The following is a 23793-nucleotide window of genomic DNA, read 5'->3' on the forward strand; positions in this document are numbered from 1 at the left end:
ACAGCGGCCAGCGTCATTCATCCTCGTCTTCGCGGCCGACCAGCGCGAGCGCGCGCGCCTTGATCTGGCGGGTTTCGCACCAGTGGACGAGCGCGTCTTCGCGGCCATGCGTGACCCACACTTCTTTCGGGCGGAGCTCTTCCAGCGTATCCGTCAGCTCGTCCCAATCGGCATGGTCGGAGACGATCAGCGGCAGCTCGACATTGCGCTGCCGCGCGCGCTGCCGGATTCGCATCCAGCCCGACGCCATGGCCGTGATCGGATCGGGGAGACGCCGCGACCAGCGATCGTTCAGCGCGCTTGGCGGCGCGAGCACGATACTGCCGCGCATCTCGTCCTTCGGCGTATCGGTCGCAGGCCGCAATTCGCCGAGATCGATGCAGTGATCGCGATACAGATCGCACAGTCGTTGAAGCGCGCCGTGGATGTAAAGCGGTGCGTCGTGCCCGGCATCGCGCAGCTCGCAAATCATCCGCTGCGCCTTGCCGAGCGCATAGGCGCCGACGAGCACGCAGCGATCGGGATTGGCCGCCAGCGTGTCGATAATCTTCGCGACCTCCTCGGACGTATCCGGATGACGGAACACCGGCAGCCCGAATGTCGCCTCCGTGATGAAGATATCGCAGGGCACGGGTTCGAAGGGCGGACAGGTCGGATCGGGGCGGCGCTTGTAATCGCCCGAAACCACCACCCGCTCGCCGCCATGTTCGAGCACGATCTGCGCCGAGCCCAGCACATGGCCGGCCGGCATGAATCGGGCGGTGACCTCGCCGAGGTCCACGGTCTCGCCATAGGCGACCGGGTTCGCCCGCTGCTCGCCATAGCGCACGTCCATGATCGCCAGCGTCTCGGGCGTCGCCCAGACCGCGCCGTGCCCGCCGCGCGCATGATCGGCATGGCCATGCGTGACGAGCGCGCGCTCCTTGGGCTGGGACGGGTCGATCCAGATATCGGCGGCGGGCACGTAAATGCCCTCCGGCCGCGGGTCTATCCAATGTCCGAGACGCGTCATTTCCATTATATAGTGTATGAACAGGAGAATTGAGAACCATGCAGAATCACGACAACCCACTGCATCTGTTGCTCGACGCCGCCCAATATGCGGCCGACCGGCACCGCGATCAGCGCCGCAAGGATGCCGAAGCGACGCCTTACATCAATCATCCGTTGGACGTCGCCGCGCTGCTGGCGCGGCACGGGATCGACGATACGGAGATCCTGGCCGCCGCGATACTGCACGATACGGTCGAAGACACCGAGACGAGCATCGAAGAACTCGAGCAGCGGTTCGGTGGTCGAATCGCGGGCATCGTGGGCGAGGTGACCGACGACAAGTCGCTGGAAAAGGCCGAACGCAAGCGGCTCCAGGTGGAGCATGCGCCGCACAAGTCGCGCGAGGCCAAGCTCGTCAAGATCGCCGATAAGACTTCGAACCTGCACGATATCGCCGCCGCCCCGCCGGACTGGCCGGTGGAGCGCAAGCGCAACTATTTCGACTGGGGCAAGCAGGTCGTCGACGGCATGCGCGGCGTGCACGCCGAACTCGAAGCGGCGTTCGACGCAGCCTATGCCAACAAACCCTAAGCCAAGCCGCTAGGTTGCGTTGCGCCGCCTGATCTCGGCATCGAGCGCCGCATAGTCCGCGAAGCCCGCCTCTGGTTCAACCTTTTCCGCCCATATGGCGTCGAGCATCGCCGCAGTTTCCTCCGGCAATATCTTCTTGTGGCCGCCGACGCCGCCCTTGCGGACCTTGGCAGAGTCGCTGCCAGCCGCAAATCCACATCTTCGCTCAGTAAGCGCGCGCATCATCGGGTCGGAAAACTTGGATTTGTGTTCAAGCATATAGGCCAGGGAAGAGCGTTCAAGGGTGAGCGCCGCCAGATCGTCGTCCAGCGCGATACCACAGAAATCGGCGAGCAGGCGAACATGATGCTCGGGCGATTCGATCATATGCTCGTAGGTCAGAAGCAGTATATCGGGATTGTCGCGTTGCGCCCACCAGCTGAGCAAATGATCCCAGTAGCTTGTCGCATCATCTTCGCCCCGCGCCCAACCATGTGCAAAGACCTCGACCGGTATTGCGCCGGGCTCGATGAACCAGCCCTCCATGAATTTGTGCATTGAGACGAGCGCATCCTTGGGATCGCGCAGCGAGACAACATAGCGTGCGCCTGTCGGAAGCGCATAATAAGGCAGGTGGCTCTTGAATCCGCGTGGCTCCGCACGCTGCTCGGCGTTGATGTCGATACCGAGCGCCGTTGCCGTCTCGATCCAGGGTACAACGCCTGAAATATCCTCGAAATCCATGTCACCGCCGGTACGCAGCTGATGAAAGGTCTGTTGCAGCCAGGTCGTCCCGCATTTGCCGAAGGGCGAAATGATCACGTCGGTCGGGCGCGGCTCGTACGCGGTCATCGAGCGGCCGATCTCCTCGCCGACGAATATCTTGGAACCCAGTGCGTGGAATTCCTGCGGCGTCGTCGCGCGGACGGTCTTCTCGTCGGTCATCGGCAATCTCCCCCTTTTTTTCCGGTGTGGCGCGATCCGGCATCCGGCGCAACATTGGCCCTCGCATCGTGCGGCGTGTCGGCTAGATTGAGGCGATGGATGCCGCTACCGCCCTTCCTCCCACAATCGACGACTGGTTCGCCGGCAGGGGCTGGGAGCCGCGGCGGCATCAGCTGGAGATGCTGGCGGCGGCACGCGCGGACCGGCATGCGCTGCTCGTCGCGCCGACGGGCGCGGGCAAGACGATGGCGGGTTTCCTCGCTAGCCTTGCCGAGCTGATCGAAACGCCGATGGACGGCCTCCACACGCTCTACGTCTCGCCGCTCAAGGCGCTGGCCGTCGATGTCCAGCGCAACCTGCTCGGGCCGATCGACGAAATGGGTCTCAATATCCGGGTCGAAACGCGCACCGGCGACACACCGCACAACCGCAAGGTGCGCCAGCGCCAGCGCCCGCCGCACATGTTGCTGACGACGCCGGAATCGCTGAGCCTGCTGATTTCCTACACCGACAGCGCCAATCTCTTCGCGGACCTGAAAACCGTGATCGTCGACGAAGTCCACGCCTTTGCGACCCAGAAACGCGGCGATCTTCTGAGCCTTGCCATGGCGCGGCTGCAGAAACTGGCGCCGGGCCTGCGCCGGGTCGCGCTGTCGGCAACCGTCTCCGATCCCGGTGGGTACGCCCGCTGGCTCGCGCCAAATGCGGATGCAGACAGTGTGGAGATCGTGACGGGCGAAGCAGGCGCGGAGGCCGAGATCGAGATATTGCTGCCCGAGGACCGCGTGCCCTGGTCCGGCCATTCGGGCAGCTGGGCGACCGAGCAGGTGATGGGGATCATCGCCGCGCACAAGACCACGCTGGTCTTCTGCAATACGCGCGGGCTGGCCGAGCTGATCTTCCAGGACCTGTGGAAGGCGAATGGCGGCGAAATGCCGATCGGCATCCATCACGGATCGCTCTCGCGCGAGGCGCGGCGCAAGGTGGAGGCGGCGATGGCGCGCGGCGAGCTGCGCGGGCTCGTTGCAACGGCGAGCCTCGATCTCGGCGTCGACTGGGGCGATGTCGATTGCGTCGTGCAGATGGGCGCGCCCAAGGGCGCCTCGCGGCTGCTCCAGCGTATCGGGCGCTCCAATCACCGGCTCGACGAACCGAGCAAGGCGATCCTCGTCCCCGGCAATCGTTTTGAGTATCTCGAAGCGCGCGCGGCGCTCGACGCGGTCGCCGAGCGCGAACTCGATCCCGATCACTTCCGGCCCGGCAGCCTCGACGTGCTCGCCCAGCATATCATGGCCTGCGCCTGCGCGGCGCCGTTCGAAGAAGCCGAGATGCTCGAAGAAATCCGCTCGGCCGCGCCCTATCGCAACCTGCCTTCGGCGGAGTTTTCGCGCGAGCTCGATTACATCGCGAGCGGCGGCTATGCGCTGCGCGCCTATGACCGCTACAAGCGGCTAACGAGCGAAGTCGACGAAGACGGCCAGACGATCTGGCGGGTCAGCCATCCGAAGTTCGAAAAGCAGCACCGGCTCAATGCCGGCATCATCGTCGACGCGCCGGTGCTCGACGTGCGATTAAAGAATGGCCGCAAGCTCGGCACGGTCGAGGAATATTTCGCCGCCACGCTGTCGCCGGGCGACACCTTCTTCTTCGCCGGCATGAGCCTCGAAGTGCTCGGCATCAAGGATACGGACCTCACCGTCCGCGCCTCCTCGCGCCCCGCCCGCATCCCGACCTATGTCGGCGCGCGCATGCCGCTGACGACGAACCTCGCGGACCGGGTGCGCGGTTTTCTCGCCAATCCAGCGGAATGGGCGGGCTTCCCGGAAGATGTCGAGGAATGGCTGCGCGTGCAGTCCGAACGCTCGGTCCTGCCGAAACCCGGCGAACTGCTGATCGAGACCTTCCCGCACAAGGACCGGCAGTTCATGGTTGCCTACAGCTTCGAGGGTTGGAACGCGCACCAGTCGCTCGGCATGCTGGTGACGCGCCGGATGGAGACGGCCGGTCTGAAGCCGATCGGTTTCGTCGCCAATGATTACAGCTTCGCCACCTATTCGCTCGAGCGCGTCCGCGATCCCGCACCGCTCTTCTCGCCCGACATTCTCGAGGACGAATTCGTCGACTGGGTCCAGAACAGCCATCTGCTCAAGCGCGCCTTTCGCGAGGTCGCGGTGATCGGCGGCCTCGTGGAGCGGCAGCATCCGGGCAAGCGCAAGACGGGCAAGCAAGTGACCTTCTCGACCGATCTCATCTATGACGTGCTGCGCCGGTATGAGCCCGATCATCTGCTCTTGAAAGCGGCCTGGGCGGATGCGAGGACCAAGCTCACCGATGTCGGGCGGCTCGCCGGCCTGCTCGACCGCGCGGCCGATACGATGGTGCATGTCGACCTGCCCAGGGTCTCCCCACTTGCGGTGCCGGTGCTGGTGCTGATCGGCCGCGAACATGTGGCGCAGGGCACGGTCGACGACGCGTTGCTGATCGAAGCGGAAGCGCTGGCCGAAATCGCGATGCAAGACGCCTAAATAGTCCGTTTCGGGCTAATTTTATGCGCTTTATCGGCTGTATTGCGACGTTTGTCGTTACGAATCGGTTTATCGAGGAAATCGTGCCGCCCGTCGAAATCGGGGCGACAATGCTGTATTGCAGTAATAATACACTCGCGTCCGCACCCCTTATGCGGGCATCCAAATATTTGGTTCAGGAGTGTATGATGTTCAAGACAATTACGACGAAATCCCGTTTGCTTCTCGCCGCCGCGGCGCTTCCCGCCGCCGGCATTGTGGTGACCACCGCACCGGCCACCGCCCAGGCCGAAGCCGCCGCGCCGAACGCGCAGCAGCTCGCCGAATCGCTCGTCGCCGCGCTGAATGGCAATGGCGGCGAACGGTCGCGCTGGGCGCGTGACAATCTGCTCTCCGACGGCGCCTATCGCCAGCGCGTGCAGCAGTTGAACCGGATCGCGCGCCGCACGGGCGACCTCGAGCTGCTCGAAGTGGCCGAGATCGATAACGGCATGGTGCTGCGCGTCCGCAACGGCAGCGGCCGTACCCATGCGATCAGCGTCCTCATGGACGAACGCCGGCCCGACAAGGTGATGGGCATCGGCATGCGGGGGCTCTAGAGCCACCGTCACCCGGTCGCACTCCGGCGACCACATCCAGCCGTCCGGCCTTGCGCTGCAGCGCGGGCCGGGCGGCTGGACCGTTTTCGGGGCGCGACATCGCGCGCGAAACACGCTAGCGCTGCCGCCGACACCTCAACTGGCGGGAAGACATTATGCGCATGATCGGTATCGGACTGGGAACGGCTCTGGGCATGGCGGCGAGCGTCATGGGCGCGCCACTGGCGGCTCAACCCGGCGAGGCTGGGGCTGCAACAGTCCACGAGCGGCTGCTGACACTCGACACGCATCTCGATACGCCGCTGCACTTGATGCGCCCAGGCTGGGACATCGCCGAGCGGCATGACTATGTCGCCGACAACAGCCAGGTCGATATTCCGCGCATGATCGAGGGCGGGCTCGATGGCGGCTTTTTCGTCATCTGGACGCCGCAGGGTGAACTGACGGAAGAGGGCTATGGCAACGCCGCAGCCATGGCCGCCGTCCGCCAGCAGATGATCCTCGCGATGATCGCCGCCAATTCCGACGCGCTCGAGCATGCGCGCACCGCCGACGATGCCGCGCGGATCGCAGCGGCCGGCCGGCGCTTCGTCTACCAGTCGATCGAAAACAGCTATCCACTCGGCGAAGATATCGGCGCGCTGCAGCGCTTCTACGACAATGGCGTGCGGATGGTGGGCCCCGTCCATTCCGCCAGCAATCAGTTTGCCGACAGCGCGACCGGCGAGGAATTGTGGGGCGGGTTGAGCCCGCTCGGCCGCGAACTCATCGCCGAGATGAACCGGCTCGGCATCATCCCCGACGGTTCACACGCCTCGGATGCGGCGTTCGACCAGATGGTCGAACTGTCCGCGACGCCGATCATACTCTCCCATTCGGGGCCCAAGGCCGCGCACGACCATCCGCGCAATATCGACGATGCGCGCATCCGGCGGCTCGCTGAATCGGGTGGCGTCATCGCGGTCAACAGCATCTATCTCGCGCCGCGCAGCAACTCGCCCGAATGGCAGGCGATGAGCCGCCGTTTCATGGAGATGTTCTCCGAATCGCGCGAAACGCAGGACGCTTTTGTGCGGGATCTGCGCGCCCTGGAAGCCGTCACGCCGCGCGAGGATGCCGATTTCGAAATGTTCATGGCGAGCCTCATGCATCTGATCGACGTCGCGGGCGTCGATCATGTCGCCTTCGGCGCGGACTGGGACGGCGGCGGCGGGGTCGAGAATATGCGCGACATCACCGCGTTGCCGATGATCACCGCACGCCTGCTCGCCGCCGGGCATGACGAGAGCGATCTCGCCAAGATGTGGAGCGGCAATGTGCTGCGCCTGCTCCGCGCCGCCGAAGAGCATGCGGCCAGCCACGGCGGCTAATCCCGAGGCCGGATGAGTACGGCCGAAACCGCAGAAGATACGGCGAGCTGGCGCGAAACGCTCGCCGGCGGCCGCTGGCCCGCATTCGCGCTGATCATGCTCGGCATCTGGCTGATGGCCGCCGACGCGCTGGTGACGACCACCATCATGCCGAGCGTCGGGCGCAACCTCGATGGCTTCGCCTGGTTCGGCTGGGCGACGTCGGCCTATCTGGTAGGCGTCGTGGCCGCGGCATCGTGCGCGGGCTGGCTGTCTGACCGCATCGGGCTCCGGCCCGCGATGGTCGGCTCGGGCATATTGCTCGCGATCGGCTGTGCGATCAGCGCGCTCGGCCCGGATATGCCGAGCTTCGTGGCAGGCCGCATGGTGCAGGGCGTCGGCGCGGGCTGGGTTGCGGGCTTCTGCTATGTCACGATCAACCTCGTTTTCGAGGAGCGCTATCTCGTCCGCGTATTCGCCGCGGCGACGGCCATCTGGGGCGTGGCGACCTTTGTCGGGCCGCTCGTCGGCGGGCTGTTCGCTGACGCAGGCAACTGGCGCGGCGTATTCTGGCTGTTCGCCGGACAGGCTATTTTCTTCTCACTGGCCGCCGCTTGGCTCGTCCCGGCGGGCGGACGGAAAGACGGGCCGGGAGGCCTGCCGCTCATCCAGATCGCGCTGATCGTCGGCGGCGTAACCATGCTGTCGGCGGCGGGCGTGGTCGAAACCGGCCTGCTCCAGCTGATGCTCGTCCCCACAGGCGTTATCTTGCTTACGGCCGCCGTGCTGTACGACCGCCGCGCCCGCGCCCGCCTGCTCCCGAGAAACGCAGCGCGCTTCAACACGCTGATCGGCGCGGCCTATGCAACCTATTTCCTGCTGCTGGCCGGCGAAGTCGGTTTCGCCATCTATGCGCCGGCCATCCTGCAGTTCACCAACGGATTGAGCGCGACGCAGGCGGGCTATGTCGTCGCCGTCGAAGCGCTGGCCTGGACCGGCGCGGCGCTCGCCGTCGCGGGCGCGGGCGAGCGATGGCGGCGGCGCTGGATCGTGATCGGCGCAGCCTGCGTCCCGGCGTCGCTGGTGCTGCTGAGCCTCGTGCTGGCGAGCGGCATGCTGGTCCTCGTCATCATCGGCGGGGCCTTGCTCGGTGCGGGCTTCGGCCTGTCGTACAGCTTTATCAGCCGCGCGGTGATGGCCTCGCTCGACGAAGACGAACGCGCGACCGGTTCGGCCGGGATCGGCGCGGTGCGGGATGCCGGCGCGGCGACCGGCGCGGCGATCGCCGGAATTGCCGCCAACCTCACCGGCTTCGCACAGGGCCCGACGGTAGAGACTGTCGCGGCGGCGGGCTTCTGGGTCTGCGCAATCGGCATTCCGCTCGCGCTTCTCGGTACGTTCACGGCCAGCCGCTGGCACGTGTCACCGCCTCTTGATTGCACGCGGCATTGGCGGCACATATCGACCATGGTTCCCTTTTCGTTCTCCGGTCACGATCTCGTCGCGCTCCCGCAGGCCGCCTTGTTCTGGCCGGCGCGCAAGGCGCTGCTCGTCGCCGACCTGCATTTCGAGAAGGCCAGCTGGTTCGCCCGGTTCGGGCAGATGCTGCCGCCCTATGACAGCGAGGCGACGCTCGCCGATCTCGAAGCGCTGATCGCTGCGACCGATGCCCGCGAGCTCTGGTGCCTGGGCGACAGTTTCCACGACAGCACGGGGAGCGAACGGCTGTCCGACGCCGCGCGCGAGAAGCTGGCAGCACTGACCGGGCGGCTCGACTGGACCTGGATCACGGGCAATCACGACGAGGCGCTGGGCGCAAACTGCGGCGGGCGCATCATGGAGGAGGCGGACGTCGACGGCCTGCTCCTCCGCCACGAGGCCGATCCGGCCGAGCCGCGACCCGAACTGTCGGGCCATTTTCACCCGAAACTCCGGATCCGCGTGCGCGGCAAGGGCGTATCGCGCCGCTGCTTCGTGGCGACCGAGCGCAAGCTGATCCTGCCGGCCTTCGGCGCGCTGACCGGCGGGCTCGATGCCGCGCATCCCGAGATCGCGCGCGCGGTCGGCACGGCCGCCGAGGCGCTCGTGCCCGTCAACGACCGGCTGCTCAGATTTCCGCTCGCCGCCTAGCTTTCCGCCTCTTCATCCGGGTCGGGCCCGATCATGAACCAGGAGAGAAAGGCGGCGATCACGGCCCAGCTCGCCGCGACCAGCAGCGCGACCGAATGGGCCCTGACGAAACGGTCTTCGACGGTGGCATAGGCCGGGCTGGCGGTATCCGGGAACTGCCCGAATTCAAGCCCCTGCCCGCCGCCCGCGAACAGCGTCGCGCTGACCGCGCCGACGATCGCGACGGCGAACAGCCCGGCGATCCGGCTTGCGGCGTTGTTTACGCCCGAAGCCGTGCCCGTCTGATTGTCCGACACGCTATTCATCACCATCGTCGATAGCGGCGAGAACACGAAGGACATGCCGAAGGCGAGCAGGACCAGCGGGCCGATTACGCCGGTCCAATAGCCGAGAGTGTTGAACGACATCCAGATCATCGCGGCCGCGGCGATCGCCGAACCGATCGTCAGAAACAGCCGGCCGCCATAATCCTCGGCCAGCCCCGCCATCGGGCGCGAGAGCAGCCCGATGATCACGCCGAGCGGCAACATCGTCAGTCCCACCTCGGTCGCGTTGAGCCCGCGTCGCCCGATCAGGTCGAACGGCAGGAGGAACAGCACCGCGCCGAGCGCCCCATAGAGGCAGACGGTCATCGCATTGGCCCCTGCGAAACGGCGATTTGCGAACAGTTTGGGCGGCATCAGCGCATTATGCGCGCTGCGTTCGGACCAGACGAACAGGTTGACGAACAGTGCGCCCGCACCGATCAGCAAGAGCGGTCGGACAGTGCCGCCGCCTTCCGAAAGCGCGGTCAGCCCCAATGTCAGCAGCCCGAAACCGAGCGCCGCCAGTATCGCACCGCGCCAGTCGAGCGCGCCCGTTTCCTCTTCGTTGCGGCTCTCCGGGACATAGCGGAGCGCGAGGAACAACACGATCAGCGCGAATGGCGGTGTAATCCAGAAAGCCGCGCGCCAGCTCGTCGCATCGAGCAGCACGCCGCCGAGCGAAGGCCCGATGGCGGTCGTCAGCGCCGAGACCGACGCCCACAGGCCGATGGCGCGCCCGCGGATATCCTTCGGAAAAGATGCTGCGATGATCGCGAGGCTCTGCGGCACCATCAGGGCGGCACCAATGCCCTGCACGATCCGCCCCCCGATCAGTATCTCGGTCGTCGGCGCAAAACCGCAGGCGATAGAGGCGATCGTGAAAATGCCGATCCCTATGACGAAGATGCGCCGCCGCCCATAGCGGTCGCCCGCGCCGCCGCCGATCAGGATCAGCGCGCTCAGAAAGAGCGTATAGCCGTTCGAAATCCATTGCAGCGAACCGTAGCTCGCGCCCAGGTCGCGCTGGATCAGCGGCAGGGTGATGAGGATGATCGATCCGGTGACCGATGCAATGCCCGACGCCATGATCGTCGCCGCGAGCACATAGGGCCGGGCCGCGACCGCGCACGGCGCCTCCGCCTCCCGCTGCCGATCGGCGCATTCGGGGCGATCATGCAGCGATTCCATATCCGCCAGCGTTGGCGGGAATGCAGAGCGAGCGCAAGGTGTCGGTTTTCTTTGTCAGATTCCTTTTGTCAGAATTTCTCTATCAGGAGATCGCGGCACCAGCCCTCTCCCCTCCCGACCTCCCATTCAGTGTACAATAGATGGGAGGTCGGGAGGGGAGAGGGCTGGTGCTGCGCTCGACCGTAAGGTCGAGTCTGACGAACTAAGCGGCTGGCGTGCTCGTGAACATATCCGGGAAGGTCGCGCGCAGATCCTCCACTTTCTCGACGTCATGGGCGAGAATATAGGGGTGGCGCGGGTTCCGGTTCATGAAATTCTGATGATAGTCTTCCGCGCGATAGAAACGCCCGCTTTCGAGCTGCGTCGCGATCGGGCGCGAGAAACGGCCGGATTCGTTGAGCAGCGCGATATAGCGCCGCGAGACGCTGCGCTGGGCGGCATTCTGCGGGAAGATCGCCGAACGATAGTCGGGGCCGACATCCGGGCCCTGGCGGTTCACCTGGGTCGGATCGTGCGCGACGGAGAAATAGATCCGCAGCAGCTCGCCATAGGTGACAACGCTCGGATCGTAGACGATCCGCACCGCCTCGGCATGGCCCGTCCGGCCCGTGCCGACCTGTTCATAGGTTGCGGTCTCGGCGCTGCCGCCAGCATAGCCGGAAACGACGCTGCGGACGCCTCGCACATGCTGGAACACGCCCTCCATGCCCCAGAAACAGCCCCCGGCGAACACGGCGACCTGATTGCCTTCGGTCACGACGACATTTGTGGGGGGCGGCGGGATGGTCACTGCCGCCTCGACCGTCTGCTGCGTCGTCGGCAGAGAAATCGCGGCCACCGCGGCGATCACGGCGCCGCCACCAATGGCGAAGGAAACGAGCTTTTTCATGATCATGGGTACTAACTCCTCGCGGGGACGAAATCCATCGCCACGCCGTTGATGCAATAGCGCAGCCCTGTCGGACGCGGGCCGTCGCGGAAGACATGGCCGAGATGGCCGCCGCAGTCGGCGCAATGTACTTCGGTGCGGACCATGCCGAGGCTGCGGTCCGTGCTCGTGCCGATCGCGTTCGGCAACGGCCGGTAGAAGCTCGGCCAGCCGGTTCGGCTGTCGAACTTGGTCGCCGAACTGAACAGCCGGTTGCCGCAGCCCGCACAGGTGAAGGTGCCGCGGCGCGATTCATCGTCCAGAGGACTGGTGAAGGGCCGTTCCGTGCCATGTTCGCGCAGAATGCGGAATTCCTCGGGCGTCAGCCGTTCGCGCCACTGCGCCTCTGTATAGCGGACCGGGAAATTGCCGCTGTTGGACGCATCGGCACGGCTGCCACAGCCCGCCAGCGTTGCCAGCGCGCCAATCGCGCCACCTGTCAAAATCGTTCGTCGATCAATCGTCATTCACTCACCTCGTCACTGCCCGCTACTATGGCCACCCTGCTGAACCGGCACTGAAACCGGGCGTATACGCCCAATCGCGTCATTCGGCGGACGGGCGGATTTGGTTACAGTTTTCGTCGCTCCCGGGCCGGATTATCGTTTGCATTTAGGGATCGGACCGGCTTTTGTGCAGTGCAATGCAGCACGGAAAATCTTCATGAGCGCCATGAACGCGCCCGATTTCCAGCAGATCGGACTGGTCGGCGCGGGCCTGATCGGCGGTTCGATCGCCGCGCGGCTCGCCCACAGGCTGCCGGATACAGCGCTGATCGTGCACGATGCCAGCCCCGGCAATGCGGCCTATGTCACCGAGCGCCACCCAAAGGCCGATATCGCGGCCACACTGGCCGAATTGGCTGATTGCGACGCGATTTTTGTCGCCACGCCGGTCGCGACGATCGCGAAACAGGTCGCCGCGTTGCTCGAATTGCCGGGCAGCGAAGCGCTGATCATCGACACCGGATCGGCGAAGCAGGCTATCGTGGAGGCGGTTGCCGAAGCCGATGTCGAAGCCGCGCGCTTCGTACCCGGCCACCCGCTGGCGGGCGGCATTTCGGCCGGGCCAGGGCGGTCCAGCGGCGATATCATTGCCGCGCGGCCGTTCGTGCTAACGCCCACAGACGCAACCGACACCGCAGCCGTGACCGCCGCGAAAACGCTGCTGGAGACGCTCGGCGCGCGGGTCGTCGAAATGGCGCCGGACGCGCATGACCGGCTGCTCGCGACCGGCTCCCACCTGCCGCATCTGATCGCCTATGCGCTGGCCGGGCTGGGCACCGAGGAACCGTCAGACCTGCTCCCCGCTTCCTATCGCGGTATCGCCGCCTTTGCCGGATCGGACGCGCAGATGTGGGCGGACATCTTCCGTGCGAACAGCGCGGAGCTGAAGGCGGCGGTGGCCGAATTCAAAAAACGGCTTGATCTGATCGCCGCCATGGCCGACGAGCCTGTGCCCGCGGTTCTGCTGGAGACTCTGGTCGAAGCGAAACGCCGGGTCGACGCGCTGGAGAATGAGGAATGACCGCAGAGACAATCGCCTATCTGGGTTCGCCGGGCACATACAGCTATCAGGCGGCGATCGGCATGTTTCCCGATGCCGAGCATGTCGGCCTGCGCACCTTCGGCGAGATCATGGAAACGGTCGAAGCGGGCGAACACAAGACCGCCGTAATTCCCATCGAGAATTCGACGAGCGGCCGCATTCCGGACGTCCACCGCCTGATGCTCTCCACCGAGATGGCGATCGTGCAGGAGCATATGCAGCGGATCGAACATTGCCTGATCCAGGCGCATTCTGGCCCGCAGCCCGTGTCCGAACCCGGCAGCATCACGCGCATTCTCAGCCACCGCCAAGGCTTCCTGCAAAGCTCGGGCTTCATCGAGGCGCATTGCCGTGACGCCGAACAAGTGGAGACGGTCGATACGGCGACGGCGGTGAAGCAGGTGGCGGAACTCGGCGATCCGCAGGTCGCGGCGATCGGCTCGTCGGTCGCCGCCCAAGTGTTCGGCGGCGTCGTGATCGAGCGCGATATCGCCGACCAGAAGAACAACTACACGCGCTTCCTCGCGCTCGAAAAACCGGCGCTCGATCCCGACTATACGGGCGCGAACATCACGACGCTGATCTTCCAGATCGATCACCAGCCCGGCGCGCTGATCGAAGCGCTCGCCGTGTTCCGCGATGCCGGCATCAATATCACGACGCTCGAAACCTATACGATCTCCGAGGAAACGGCGCTCCCGACCTTCTATATCGATATCGGCGGCGGGCTTGAGGACGAGGCGGTTCAGGCCGCGCTCGGCGCGCTCGAAGAGAAGGCGCGCTACGTCAAACTGCTCGGCAGCTATGTCGCGAGCGACGTCCGCAACGCCAATTCCGGTTTCCTGCCAGTCAAATCGGTCAGCCCCTGAGGATCATCCATGTTCGACCAAGCCGTCGCCCGTCCGATCGACCAGATCATCGCGATCAGCCGCGCCTATCAGGAGGATCCGCGCGACGACAAGGTCGATTTCGGCATCGGCGTCTACAAGGATGCGAACGGCGTGACGCCGGTCATGCGCGCCGTGAAGGCCGCCGAGCAGCGGCTGATCGATACGCAGATGACCAAAACCTATGTCGGCGTCGGCGGCGACCAGAAGTTCGTCGAGCTGCTCGCCAAGGCGGTACTGCCCGATCACGATTACGGCACGGACATGATCGGTATCCAGTCGATCGGCGGGTCCGGCGCGGTGCGCGTGCTGGCGGAGCTGGCGCTCAGCCTCAACCCGAAGGCGAACTTCTGGATGCCCGATCCGACATGGCCCAACCATCGCGCGATCTTCGGCGCAGTCGGCGCGGCGATGACGACCTATCCCTATCCGAAATTCACGGCGGACGCGGATATCGACGCGATACTGCAGGCGCTGGACGCGGCGGCGCCAGGCGATGTCGTCGTCATCCATGGCGGCTGCCACAACCCGACCGGCGTGGACCCGTCGCGCGAAGAACTGGGCCGGCTGACCGAAGGCATCGTGGCGCGCGGGCTGATCCCCTTTGTCGACGCCGCCTATATCGGCTTCGGGCGGGGCTGGGACGAGGACGCCGCGCGCATCGCCGCGATAGCGGAACGCGCACCGGAAATGCTGCTCGCGCTCAGCTGTTCGAAGAATTTCGGCCTCTATCGCGAGCGCACCGGCGCAGCGCTACTCGTCGGCAAGGGTCATGCGAATCTGGCGGCGGCCAATTCCGCCCTGCTCTCGCTTGCCCGCGCCAATTATTCGATGCCGCCCGATCACGGCGCCGCCATCGTCCGCATGATATTCGAAGACCCCGAATTGAAGGCCGCCTGGCTCGCGGAACTCAAAGAGATGCGCGAGACGATCAATGGCAGCCGCACGGCGCTCGCGCTGGCCCTGGCCCGCGCGAAACAGGATCGCGACTGGACGTATATCGATAAAGGTTACGGCATGTTCTCGCTGATCGACGTCACGCCCGAGGCGGCGCAGACGCTGCGCGAAGAACATGGCGTCTACATCATTCCCGACGGGCGCATGAACATCGCCGGCATCGATCTCTCCAAGATCGACGAGATCGCCGCCAAGCTCGTCACGGCTGTATAGGAGCGCATCATGGCTTCGCTTCCCAACGTCCCCAATCTCTTCCTCGACAGCGAGAAGGCCGAGTTCGACGCCGCCGTCGCCGACATCGCATCGGGCGAGGCGAGCGTCTTTGCGCTGCGGTGCCGCAACCTGCCGGCCAGCGCGGAGCTGACCGAGACGCTGGCGACGGCGTTTCTGTTCACCAACGCGATCCTGATGGCGCGCTCGCAGCGCAAGATCGTCAAGCTCGTCACGCTCGACGTCGCCGACGAAGCATTGCGCTACAGCTATGCCAACAGCTTCCGCGCCCTGTTCGACAGCGAATTTTCGAGCCTCGAAAATGTCGAACGCTGGCACGGCTATCTCGAGGCGCGCCAGCATGTCGCGGTCGGCGCGCTCGAGGACACGCAGAAAGCGATCGAATTCTTCCGTCATGCGGGGATCAGCCGCTCGGCCAGCGCACTGCACCGGGCGGACGTCTATATGGGCATCGAGGATGTGCCCGCGACGGACAGCGCGGGCGGGCAGTTCGCCTTCGACGATGCGAATATCTACGCGCCCAAGCTGGTCGGCGCGCACAGCGACACGGCGATCGCGCTCAAAAGCGTCTTCCTCGCCGATGGCGTGAAGGTTCGCACCGGACGGCGCGGCCAGAATGTCGTGATCGAACTGGATTGCGCGGACGCCGATACCGGCATTCGCGAATGGCTCGCCCATATCGAACGCATTCTCGCGCTCGATTTCTACCGGCTCGGCGTCTAGGCGAGCTTCGCCTTCAGCAATCCGCGTACCGCATTGCCGACGAGGAAACCGTCGGCGAGATCGGCGCGTGTCAGATCCTGTTCGACGGCCCGGCCCTCTTCGATAAGCGTCTGGCGCAGGATGCCGGGGAGCAGGCCGCGCGATGCGGGCGGCGTCAGAAGTCTGCCGTCGCGCTCGACGAACAGGTTGGTGAAACAGCCTTCGGTAAGGCAACCGTCCGCATCTTCGAGCAGCGTATCGAACGCGCCGGGCACGAAGGCGTCGGTATAGACGGACCGTGCCGTCGTCTTGTGATTGAGGCGGAAATCCTCGGCGATAGCCGTGCGCGGTGCGATCGCGACAGGCACAGGCTCGCCGGGCGCATCGGGCAGCGGGCGGATTTCTATGGCGAGTCCGCCGCGACGCGAGGCGAGCAACCGTACCTTGGACGGCGCATCGACTCGGAAGGTCGCCGCCTGCAATTCGTTGCGCGCCGTATGACGGTCGAACTCGAAACCGAACAGGCGCGCGCTCGCCTTCATCCGGTCGAGATGCTTTTCGAGCCGGGCGATCCCGTCCACCGGATCGAAGCGCATCGTCTCGATCAGATCGAACCGGTCTTGCCCCTCAGTCACAAATGCACCCTTGGCCAGGCATTCGTGCCATTCGTCCCCCGCATCGCTGTCCGCAACGACGCCCGAGCCGAGGCCGAGCGTCGCGCTGCGCGCGCCATCTTCAAGGACGAGCGTGCGAATGGCAACGTTGAACGCGGCATCGCCCTGGGGATCGAGCCAGCCGATCGAACCCGTATAAGGACCGCGTCGACCGGTCTCGAGATCGGCGATAATCTCCATCGCCCGGATCTTTGGCGCGCCGGTGATCGACCCGCAGGGATAGATGGCGCGGACCAGATCGAGCGCCGAACTGCCCGGCGCGAGATCGGCGGTGACGGTGGACGTCATCTGATGCACGGTCGGATAGGACTCGACGTGGAAGAGCGAGGGCACGGACACGCTGCCCGGCGCGGCCACGCGGCTGAGATCATTGCGCAACAGATCGACGATCATCAGGTTTTCGGCGCGCTGCTTCGGATCCGCGACAAGATCGTCGCGCGCCGCGCTGTCGGCAGCCGGATCGGCGTGGCGCACTGCCGTGCCCTTCATCGGCCGGGCTGTCACCGCTCCATCGGCGAGCGAAAAGAAGAGTTCGGGCGATAGCGACAACAGCCAGTGCGCGCCGGTCCAGACCACGCCGCCATAACCGGCAAGGGACCCGGCGCGGAGCCGTGCGTAAATTGCCATCGGATGCCCGGCGAGCGGCACATCGCAGGCGAAAGTCAGGTTCGTCTGATAGATGTCGCCGGCCGCGATGAAGCGCTGCGCCGTTTCGAACATGTGACCATAGCCGCTTTGCGTGATGCGAGGCCGCGGCGTGCCCGCGCAGGCACCGTCCGGATTGGGCAAGTGCGCAAGCACATCCTCGGCCGGGATACGTTGTATGTCCTCGAACAGCCCGAACCACAAGAGCGGCGTTTCGCCATCGGCCGGGTCGCCGCGCAGCGGTGCCAGTCTCTCTTCCAGCGCGAAACCCGCCTCATAGCTCAGGAAGCCGGCGGCATGGAGCCCGTCCGCCTGCGCCTCGGCCAGCCGGTCCAGCGCCGCTGCCACCGCATCGTGGGACCGCGCCTCGACCGTCTCGATCGGGCCCGCAAACAGCCGCGCGGCCGCGCCATCGGGCCGGGCATCGTCGAGCAGCACGAATGGCGCTTCGGAGGAAATCGGACCGGTCACCCCCGCCCCATGCCAAGCCTTGGCCGGTTTCGCCAGTTGCAAGCGTGCGGCGCAATTGCCATGTCACCCGGCATGACTGACAACGCCCCTCTCAAGGCGGCCATCGTCCCGGTGACGCCGCTCCAGCAGAACTGCACGCTAATCTGGTGCACGAAGACGATGCGCGGCGCCTTCACCGATCCCGGCGGCGACCTGCCCAAGCTCAAGGACGCGGCGGCGAAGATGGGCGTGACCATCGAGAAGCTGCTGATCACCCACGGCCATCTCGACCATTGCGGCCAGGCGAAGATCCTCGCCGACGAGCTCGGCGTGCCGATCGAGGGGCCGCACGAGGCCGACCGTTTCTGGATTTCGCGGCTTGAGGATGACGGGCGCAAATGGGGTTTTGCGGGCAAGACGTTTGAACCCGATCGCTGGCTCGACAATGGCGACCAGGTCACGGTCGGCGAGCTGACGCTGGACGTCTATCACTGCCCGGGCCACACGCCCGGCCACATCGTGTTCCATCATCCCGAATCGAAGCTCGCCATCGTCGGTGATGTGCTGTTCCAAGGATCGATCGGTCGGACGGACTTCCCGATGAGCAACCATCAGGACCTGATCGACGCGATCACCCAGAAACTCTGGCCGCTCGGCAACGAAACGGCCTTCGTGCCGGGCCATGGGCCGATGTCGACCTTCGGCCATGAACGGCAGACCAATGGCTTCGTCGCCGACCGGATACTGGCGTCAGCCTGAGCATTATCTGTCAGACTCAACCTGGCGGTTGAGCGCCGCACCAGCCCTCACCCCCTCCCGACCTCCCATGAGTATACCCTGTTTGGGAGGTCGGGAGGGGGTGAGGGCTGGTGCGGCGAACTTCCGATAGGAAGTTTCTGACAAACTACGCCGATCCGTCGGCCGGCATGTCGAGGCTTTCGAAAACCGGGCCCGTATAGGCGATGACCAGCGCGTAGATCGCGAGGCCAAGCAGCACGAGCAGGGTCGACATCGTCCCGAAGGCGCGCAGCTTGTCGTTGCCGTCCATGCCGAAACCATGGGCGAGGCGGCCGAGAATGTAGAGGATGGCAGCGCCCCAGAGCCATATATTCGCGCCCCAGGCCAGCTCGACGAGCGCGAGCAGGATGAGGAAGAAGGGCGTATATTCGGCATAGTTGGCGTGCGCCCGCATCCGGCGCGTCAGCATCTCGTTACCGCCGTCGCCGACCGATACTTTGGCCGATGTGCGCACCCGCCCGACCCGCACGGCCAGCCAGATATTGAGCAGCGCGGCGGCCGCAGCGATAATCAATGTGATTTCGAGTTTCATGATACGTCCCGTTTTTCCGGCCCCGATGGCCGTTGGTTGGGCCCTCGCATGCGTTCACAAAGGTTGCAAGCGCGCACAAATTCGCTATATGCGCCCGACTTCACCGCTTATCGGCTCGGGATCATGCGGCAGCCTTGATGGCCGCCGGAGAAGCTCGTAATGCCGGTGGCGACAGAGTTTTTTGGCAATTGCTAGCAAACAAGGTGCCGACATGGCCGTTCCGAAGAGAAAAGTATCGCCCTCCCGCCGTGGCAATCGCCGCGCGCATGACGCGTTGAAGGCTGAAGCCTTTCACGAATGCCCGAACTGCGGGGAATTGAAGCGTCCGCATCACATGTGCACCGCGTGTGGCCATTATAACGGCCGCGAAATCCTGCCGATCGACGCCTAAACGAGGGCCGGAGCGAATCGCATGAGCCGGGCGCCCCGTATCGCCATCGATGCGATGGGCGGCGATGTGGGGCCTGAGGTAATGGTGGGAGGCGCAGCCGCTTCCCGCGCCGATTTTCCCGATCTCTGCTTCACCTTTTTTGGTGACGAGACCGCGATCCGCACAGAGATCGCGAAGCACAAGTCGCTCGCCGACAATGTGGAGGTGGTCCACACCGACGGCGTGATTTCGGGCGAGGACAAGCCGAGCCAGGCGCTGCGCCGCTCGAAGGATTCGTCGATGGGCCTCGCCATCGCCGCCGTGAAGGCGGGCGAAGCCGAGGCCGCACTCTCCGCCGGCAACACGGGCGCGCTGATGGCGATCGCCAAGGTCGCGCTGCGCACCATGGAGGGCATTGAACGTCCGGCCATCTCCGCCCTGCTGCCGACGCTCGGCGACACCGATGTCGTGATGCTCGATCTCGGCGCGAACGCCGAATGCGATGCGGAAAATCTCGTTCAGTTCGCGGTGATGGGCGCGGCCTATGCGCGCACCGTGCTCGACATTCCGAAACCGCGTACGGCGCTGCTCAACATCGGTACCGAGGAATTGAAGGGCACGGGTATCCTGCAGGACGCGGCCGCCCAGTTGCGCGCCGCCGATGCGCTGCCGCTCGAATTCACCGGCTTTATCGAGGGCGACCGGCTCTCGCGCGGCCATGTCGATGTGATCGTCACGGACGGCTTTTCGGGCAATATCGCGCTCAAGACCATCGAGGGCACGGCGCGCTTCGTGGCCGACCTCATCCGCCGCGCATTCACGAGCTCGCTGCGCTCAAAATTCGGCTTCCTGCTGTCGCGGCCCGCCGCGCATCTGCTGCGCCGTACGCTCGACCCGAACAACCATAATGGCGGCGTGTTTCTCGGCCTCAATGGGCTGGTGGTCAAAAGCCATGGCGGCGCGGACGCGAACGGCGTGCGCAATGCGATCGGCGTGGCGGCCAAGATGGCGATGGCCGACATAACGCGAAAGATCGCCACCGACCTTGAAAATTTCCCCAAGCAAGCGATCGAGGACGCGGCTGAATGACCCGAAAATCGGCGATTCTGGGAACCGGATCCGCCCTCCCCGCCCGCCGCGTCAGCAACGATGAACTCGCCGAGACCGTCGACACGTCCGACGAGTGGATCATCGAGCGCACCGGCATCCATTTCCGCCACATCGCCGATGACAGCGAGACGACCGCAAGCCTCGGTACGCTGGCGGCCGAACGCGCGCTCGAAGCGGCGGGCGTACCAGCGGCGGACATCGACCTGATCGTCCTCGCGACCTCGACGCCCGATCAGACTTTCCCGGCATCGGCGACGATCATCCAGACCAATCTCGGCATCGACGATTGCATCGCCTTCGACGTGCAGGCCGTATGTTCGGGTTTTCTCTACGCGCTGACCGTGGCGGACAGCATGATCCGTGCGGGCGGCGCGCAGCGCGCGCTCGTCATCGGCTCGGAGACCTTCAGCCGCATCCTCGACTGGGAAGACCGGGGCACCTGCGTATTGTTCGGCGACGGCGCGGGCGCGGTCGTCCTTGGCGCCGAAGACGGCGAGCGCGGCATCCTCTCTTCCAAGCTCCATGCGGACGGACGGCACAATCAGCTGCTCTATGTCGATGGCGGCCCCTCCACCACCGGTACCGTCGGCAAGCTGCGCATGAGGGGCCGCGAGGTATTCCGTCACGCGGTCGTCAATCTGTCGGCGGTTCTGCACGAGGCGCTCGACGCGGCCGGTCTGACGGCGGCCGATGTCGACTGGATCGTGCCGCATCAGGCCAATCGCCGCATTCTGGACGCGACGGCGAAGAAGCTCGGCCTGCCGCCCGAGAAGATCGTGGTGACGGTCGATCAGCACGCGAACACGTCTGCCGCCTCGGTTCCGCTCGCGCTCGACACTGCCGTCCGCGACGGCCGCATCACGCGTGGCGATGTCCTGGCGCTCGAAGCGATGGGCGGCGGCTTTACCTGGGGTGCTTCGATCGTCCGTTACTGATATGCTGTGTGTGCTTGGCGATTGCCCGATGGGGCGCACTAAGTTAAAGATTGTTACAGAAAAACTACAAGTTGGGGGAAGCAGATGAGCGAAGCGGGAACACTGACACGGGCCGACCTGGCTGAGAAGGTGCATGACAGCCTCGGCCTTTCGCGGGCGGATTCGGCGCAGCTGGTCGAATCGGTCCTCGCACATCTGTGCGACGCGCTGTCGGACGGCGAGAACGTCAAAATATCGGGCTTCGGCAGCTTCGTGCTGCGCGACAAGGGCGAGCGCATCGGCCGCAATCCGAAAACCGGCGTCGAAGTGCCGATCGCGCCGCGCCGCGTGCTGACCTTCCGCGCGAGCCAGTCGATGCGGGAAACGATCGCGCAAGCGAGCTGAACGGGAGATCCATGCCCAAAGACGCTGACGCCTTTCGCACGATCGGGGAATTGTCCGACCAGCTTGGCGTCGCACAGCATATCCTGCGCTATTGGGAAACGCGCTTTCCGCAGCTCCAGCCGCTGAAACGTGCGGGCAACCGCCGCTACTACCGGCCAGAGGATGTGGCGCTGGTCGAGCGGATCAACCGTCTGCTCAACGATGACGGCTATACGATCCGCGGCGTGCAGAAAGTGCTGGCGGGGAAGACCGAAGATCAGCCCAAACCGCAACAACCGCGAGAGGCGGCGCCACAGCTCGCGCTCGAACCCGATCTGATAGCGGAACTGAAACAGCTTCGGACGAAGCTCGCCGACGCGCTGAACGCCTAGGCTATTCGGCCAGGGCTTCGGCGATCAGCTTGCGCACATTGTCGATACCGTAAAGCGCGGTGAAGCTGCCCATGCGCGGGCCCTGGCTCGCGCCGAGCAGCGTTTCATAGAGCGCCTTGAACCAGTCGCGCAGCGGCTCGAATTCATGCCGCTTGCCGACTTCGAACACCGCATTCTGGATCGTCTCGCCGTCCGCGTCATCCGGCATCTCGGCCAGCGCGGCATCGAGATCGCGCAGCGCATCGACCTCCTTGCCTTCGGGCGCGCGCCTTTCGAGCGTGTCGGCGACGAAATCGCGGAAATAGGCGAGCGCATAATCGATCCGCGCATCGAGTTCGGGATGCGTTTCGGGCGAGGCGCCGGGCGCGTAACGTTGCACGAAGCCCCAGATCAGTTCCTTGTCGTCGGTATGCGCCACACCGACCAGATTAAGCAGCAGCGCGAAGTTGATCGGCATATCGACGCGCGGCGGATCGCCGGCATGCACATGATGCACGGGATTGGGCAGCTTCTGCTCGATCGGCTGGTCGGGATAGCTGTCGAGGAAACGCTGATATTCGTCGACCGCCTTGGGGATGATGCCGAAGGAGAGCTGCTTGGCCTTTTTCGGGTCGCGATAGATGTAGAAGCTGAGGCTCTCCTCGGGCGCATAAGTCAGCCATTCATCGATCGTGACGCCGTTGCCCTTGGTCTTCGAAATCTTCTGGCCGTTTTCGTCGAGGAAGAGCTCGTAATTGAACCCCTCGGGCGGCTTCGCGCCGAGCACGCGGGTGATCTTCGAGCTTTGCGTCACCGAATCGATCAGATCCTTGCCGGCCATCTCATAATCGACGCCCAGCGCCGTCCAGCGCAGCGCCCAATCGACCTTCCATTGGAGTTTCGCCGCGCCGCCCAGGATGCAATGCTCGACCGCCTCGTCGGTCGCCGGATCGATGAAGCGGACCAGCCCCGCTTCCGGATCGACCACCTCGACCGGCACCTGCAGCACCTTGCCGCTGACCGCCGAGATCGGCAGCACCGGCGAATAGGTCGCGCGCCGCTCCTCGCCGAGCGTCGGCAGCATCACGTCCATGATCTTGTCGTAGCGCGCAAGGACGAGCTTCAGCGTTTCGTCGAACCGCCCCGAGCCATAGCAGTCGGACGAAGCCAGAAATTCGTAATCGAAGCCGTAGCGGTCGAGAAACTGCCGCAGCATCGCGTTGTTGTGCGCGGCGAAGCTCTCATGATCGGTATCGAAAGGGTTCGGCACGCGGCACAGCGGCTCGTCCAGATGTTCGGCCAGCATGTCGCGATTGGGCAGGTTTTCGGCGACCTTGCGCATCCCGTCCATATCGTCGGAAAAGGCGATAAGCTTCGTCGGATAGTCGCTCATCTCGCTGAACGCATGGCGCACCATCTCCGTCCGCGCGACCTCCTGGAAGGTGCCGAGATGCGGCAGGCCGCTCGGTCCGTATCCGGTTTCGAACAGGATCGGGGATCCGTCGGGCTTGCCGTCCGGATAGCGTTTCAGCAGCTTGCGGGCCTCCTCATAGGGCCAGGCCTTGGACTGAAATGCGGCGTCGCGCAGCGCGTTCATGTTGCTCTTTCGTTCTCTTTGGGCGAAGGATCAAAACCCGTGTCGAAACCCGCTCCTCTACCCTATCGCGCGCTCCATGCCACCCATGGCG

The 23793-nt window shown here is 64.9% G+C and carries 23 protein-coding genes and 1 pseudogene; 16 read left to right on the forward strand and 8 right to left on the reverse strand.

Annotated features, from left to right (window positions below; genetic code table 11):
• Nucleotides 1–13: 13 nt before the first annotated feature.
• Nucleotides 14–1012 carry a ligase-associated DNA damage response exonuclease gene (locus ACTS1Z_RS01215; RefSeq protein ID WP_442622609.1) on the reverse strand — a complete coding sequence of 333 codons (999 nt, stop codon included), beginning with the start codon at nucleotides 1010–1012 and terminating at the stop codon, nucleotides 14–16.
• 38 nt (nucleotides 1013–1050) lie between these two features.
• Here ACTS1Z_RS01215 and ACTS1Z_RS01220 point away from each other — a divergent pair, with 38 nt between their 5' ends.
• The gene (locus ACTS1Z_RS01220) at nucleotides 1051–1584 is read left to right on the forward strand and encodes an HD domain-containing protein (protein WP_442622610.1); all 534 of its coding nucleotides are present in this window, start codon (nucleotides 1051–1053) and stop codon (nucleotides 1582–1584) included.
• Nucleotides 1585–1593: 9 nt separating this feature from the next.
• Here ACTS1Z_RS01220 and ACTS1Z_RS01225 read toward each other — a convergent pair whose 3' ends face one another.
• Nucleotides 1594–2508, reverse strand: a complete 915-nt coding sequence (locus tag ACTS1Z_RS01225) for a sulfotransferase domain-containing protein (protein ID WP_442622611.1) — start codon at nucleotides 2506–2508, stop codon at nucleotides 1594–1596.
• 95 nt (nucleotides 2509–2603) lie between these two features.
• On the opposite strand from ACTS1Z_RS01225, the gene ACTS1Z_RS01230 reads away from it, so the two are divergent.
• From ACTS1Z_RS01230 to pdeM, 5 genes and pseudogenes are all read left to right on the forward strand, one after another.
• Nucleotides 2604–5033 (forward strand): ligase-associated DNA damage response DEXH box helicase, encoded by a 2430-nt coding sequence (locus tag ACTS1Z_RS01230; RefSeq protein ID WP_442622612.1) that lies wholly within the window; start codon nucleotides 2604–2606, stop codon nucleotides 5031–5033.
• Nucleotides 5034–5221: 188 nt separating this feature from the next.
• Complete coding sequence (locus ACTS1Z_RS01235) at nucleotides 5222–5632, forward strand: hypothetical protein (RefSeq protein ID WP_442622613.1); 411 nt, start codon at nucleotides 5222–5224, stop codon at nucleotides 5630–5632.
• A 155-nt stretch (nucleotides 5633–5787) separates the two neighbouring features.
• Nucleotides 5788–7002: a dipeptidase gene (locus ACTS1Z_RS01240; RefSeq protein ID WP_442622614.1), complete on the forward strand. Its 1215-nt coding sequence runs from the start codon at nucleotides 5788–5790 to the stop codon at nucleotides 7000–7002.
• Between the two features lie 96 nt (nucleotides 7003–7098).
• Nucleotides 7099–8361 (forward strand): annotated as a pseudogene (locus ACTS1Z_RS01245) (MFS transporter); the annotation flags it as partial.
• A gap of 87 nt (nucleotides 8362–8448) precedes the next feature.
• Complete coding sequence (pdeM, locus tag ACTS1Z_RS01250; protein ID WP_442622632.1) at nucleotides 8449–9111, forward strand: ligase-associated DNA damage response endonuclease PdeM; 663 nt, start codon at nucleotides 8449–8451, stop codon at nucleotides 9109–9111.
• On the opposite strand, the gene ACTS1Z_RS01255 is transcribed toward pdeM, so the two are convergent.
• From ACTS1Z_RS01255 to msrB, 3 genes are all read right to left on the reverse strand, one after another.
• The gene (locus ACTS1Z_RS01255) at nucleotides 9108–10604 is read right to left on the reverse strand and encodes an MFS transporter (RefSeq protein WP_442622615.1); all 1497 of its coding nucleotides are present in this window, start codon (nucleotides 10602–10604) and stop codon (nucleotides 9108–9110) included. The two genes, pdeM and ACTS1Z_RS01255, sit on opposite strands and share 4 nt — an antisense overlap.
• Before the next feature lie 202 nt (nucleotides 10605–10806).
• On the reverse strand, nucleotides 10807–11499 hold the full coding sequence (gene msrA / locus ACTS1Z_RS01260) for a peptide-methionine (S)-S-oxide reductase MsrA (protein WP_442622616.1): 693 nt from the start codon (nucleotides 11497–11499) through the stop codon (nucleotides 10807–10809).
• Between the two features lie 5 nt (nucleotides 11500–11504).
• Nucleotides 11505–11999: a peptide-methionine (R)-S-oxide reductase MsrB gene (gene msrB / locus ACTS1Z_RS01265; RefSeq protein ID WP_442622617.1), complete on the reverse strand. Its 495-nt coding sequence runs from the start codon at nucleotides 11997–11999 to the stop codon at nucleotides 11505–11507.
• A gap of 196 nt (nucleotides 12000–12195) precedes the next feature.
• Here msrB and ACTS1Z_RS01270 point away from each other — a divergent pair, with 196 nt between their 5' ends.
• From ACTS1Z_RS01270 to ACTS1Z_RS01285, 4 genes are read left to right on the forward strand one after another with little or no spacing between them, the layout of a single operon-like run.
• Nucleotides 12196–13059 (forward strand): prephenate dehydrogenase, encoded by an 864-nt coding sequence (locus ACTS1Z_RS01270; RefSeq protein ID WP_442622618.1) that lies wholly within the window; start codon nucleotides 12196–12198, stop codon nucleotides 13057–13059.
• The gene (locus ACTS1Z_RS01275; protein ID WP_442622619.1) at nucleotides 13056–13949 is read left to right on the forward strand and encodes a prephenate dehydratase; all 894 of its coding nucleotides are present in this window, start codon (nucleotides 13056–13058) and stop codon (nucleotides 13947–13949) included. Before ACTS1Z_RS01270 ends, ACTS1Z_RS01275 begins: the two co-directional genes overlap by 4 nt.
• A gap of 9 nt (nucleotides 13950–13958) precedes the next feature.
• A complete protein-coding gene (locus ACTS1Z_RS01280) occupies nucleotides 13959–15137 on the forward strand; it encodes an aromatic amino acid transaminase (RefSeq protein WP_442622620.1) in 1179 nt (392 codons plus the stop codon).
• Nucleotides 15138–15146: 9 nt separating this feature from the next.
• Nucleotides 15147–15878, forward strand: coding sequence for a hypothetical protein (locus tag ACTS1Z_RS01285; RefSeq protein ID WP_442622621.1), 732 nt, complete (start codon nucleotides 15147–15149; stop codon nucleotides 15876–15878).
• Here ACTS1Z_RS01285 and pabB read toward each other — a convergent pair.
• Nucleotides 15875–17647 carry an aminodeoxychorismate synthase component I gene (gene pabB / locus ACTS1Z_RS01290; protein WP_442622622.1) on the reverse strand — a complete coding sequence of 591 codons (1773 nt, stop codon included), beginning with the start codon at nucleotides 17645–17647 and terminating at the stop codon, nucleotides 15875–15877. The genes ACTS1Z_RS01285 and pabB overlap by 4 nt on opposite strands.
• Nucleotides 17648–17719: 72 nt before the next feature.
• Here pabB and ACTS1Z_RS01295 point away from each other — a divergent pair, with 72 nt between their 5' ends.
• Nucleotides 17720–18385, forward strand: a complete 666-nt coding sequence (locus ACTS1Z_RS01295) for an MBL fold metallo-hydrolase (protein ID WP_442622623.1) — start codon at nucleotides 17720–17722, stop codon at nucleotides 18383–18385.
• A 145-nt stretch (nucleotides 18386–18530) separates the two neighbouring features.
• On the opposite strand, the gene ACTS1Z_RS01300 is transcribed toward ACTS1Z_RS01295, so the two are convergent.
• Nucleotides 18531–18956 carry an MAPEG family protein gene (locus tag ACTS1Z_RS01300; protein WP_442622624.1) on the reverse strand — a complete coding sequence of 142 codons (426 nt, stop codon included), beginning with the start codon at nucleotides 18954–18956 and terminating at the stop codon, nucleotides 18531–18533.
• 211 nt (nucleotides 18957–19167) lie between these two features.
• On the opposite strand from ACTS1Z_RS01300, the gene rpmF reads away from it, so the two are divergent.
• The 5 genes from rpmF to ACTS1Z_RS01325 all read left to right on the forward strand — a co-directional run bounded on the left by rpmF (nucleotide 19168) and on the right by ACTS1Z_RS01325 (nucleotide 22126).
• On the forward strand, nucleotides 19168–19347 hold the full coding sequence (rpmF, locus tag ACTS1Z_RS01305) for a 50S ribosomal protein L32 (protein WP_442622625.1): 180 nt from the start codon (nucleotides 19168–19170) through the stop codon (nucleotides 19345–19347).
• A gap of 21 nt (nucleotides 19348–19368) precedes the next feature.
• Nucleotides 19369–20415 (forward strand): phosphate acyltransferase PlsX, encoded by a 1047-nt coding sequence (gene plsX / locus ACTS1Z_RS01310; RefSeq protein WP_442622626.1) that lies wholly within the window; start codon nucleotides 19369–19371, stop codon nucleotides 20413–20415.
• On the forward strand, nucleotides 20412–21371 hold the full coding sequence (locus ACTS1Z_RS01315) for a beta-ketoacyl-ACP synthase III (RefSeq protein ID WP_442622627.1): 960 nt from the start codon (nucleotides 20412–20414) through the stop codon (nucleotides 21369–21371). Before plsX ends, ACTS1Z_RS01315 begins: the two co-directional genes overlap by 4 nt.
• An 84-nt stretch (nucleotides 21372–21455) precedes the next feature.
• Nucleotides 21456–21755: an integration host factor subunit alpha gene (locus ACTS1Z_RS01320; RefSeq protein WP_442622628.1), complete on the forward strand. Its 300-nt coding sequence runs from the start codon at nucleotides 21456–21458 to the stop codon at nucleotides 21753–21755.
• An 11-nt stretch (nucleotides 21756–21766) separates the two neighbouring features.
• Complete coding sequence (locus ACTS1Z_RS01325; RefSeq protein ID WP_442622629.1) at nucleotides 21767–22126, forward strand: MerR family transcriptional regulator; 360 nt, start codon at nucleotides 21767–21769, stop codon at nucleotides 22124–22126.
• Nucleotide 22127: 1 nt separating this feature from the next.
• On the opposite strand, the gene ACTS1Z_RS01330 is transcribed toward ACTS1Z_RS01325, so the two are convergent.
• Nucleotides 22128–23702: a lysine--tRNA ligase gene (locus ACTS1Z_RS01330; protein ID WP_442622630.1), complete on the reverse strand. Its 1575-nt coding sequence runs from the start codon at nucleotides 23700–23702 to the stop codon at nucleotides 22128–22130.
• Nucleotides 23703–23793: the final 91 nt, after the last annotated feature.

The sequence above is a fragment of the Parasphingopyxis sp. genome (assembly GCF_052168295.1).
GTDB lineage: Bacteria > Pseudomonadota > Alphaproteobacteria > Sphingomonadales > Sphingomonadaceae > Parasphingopyxis.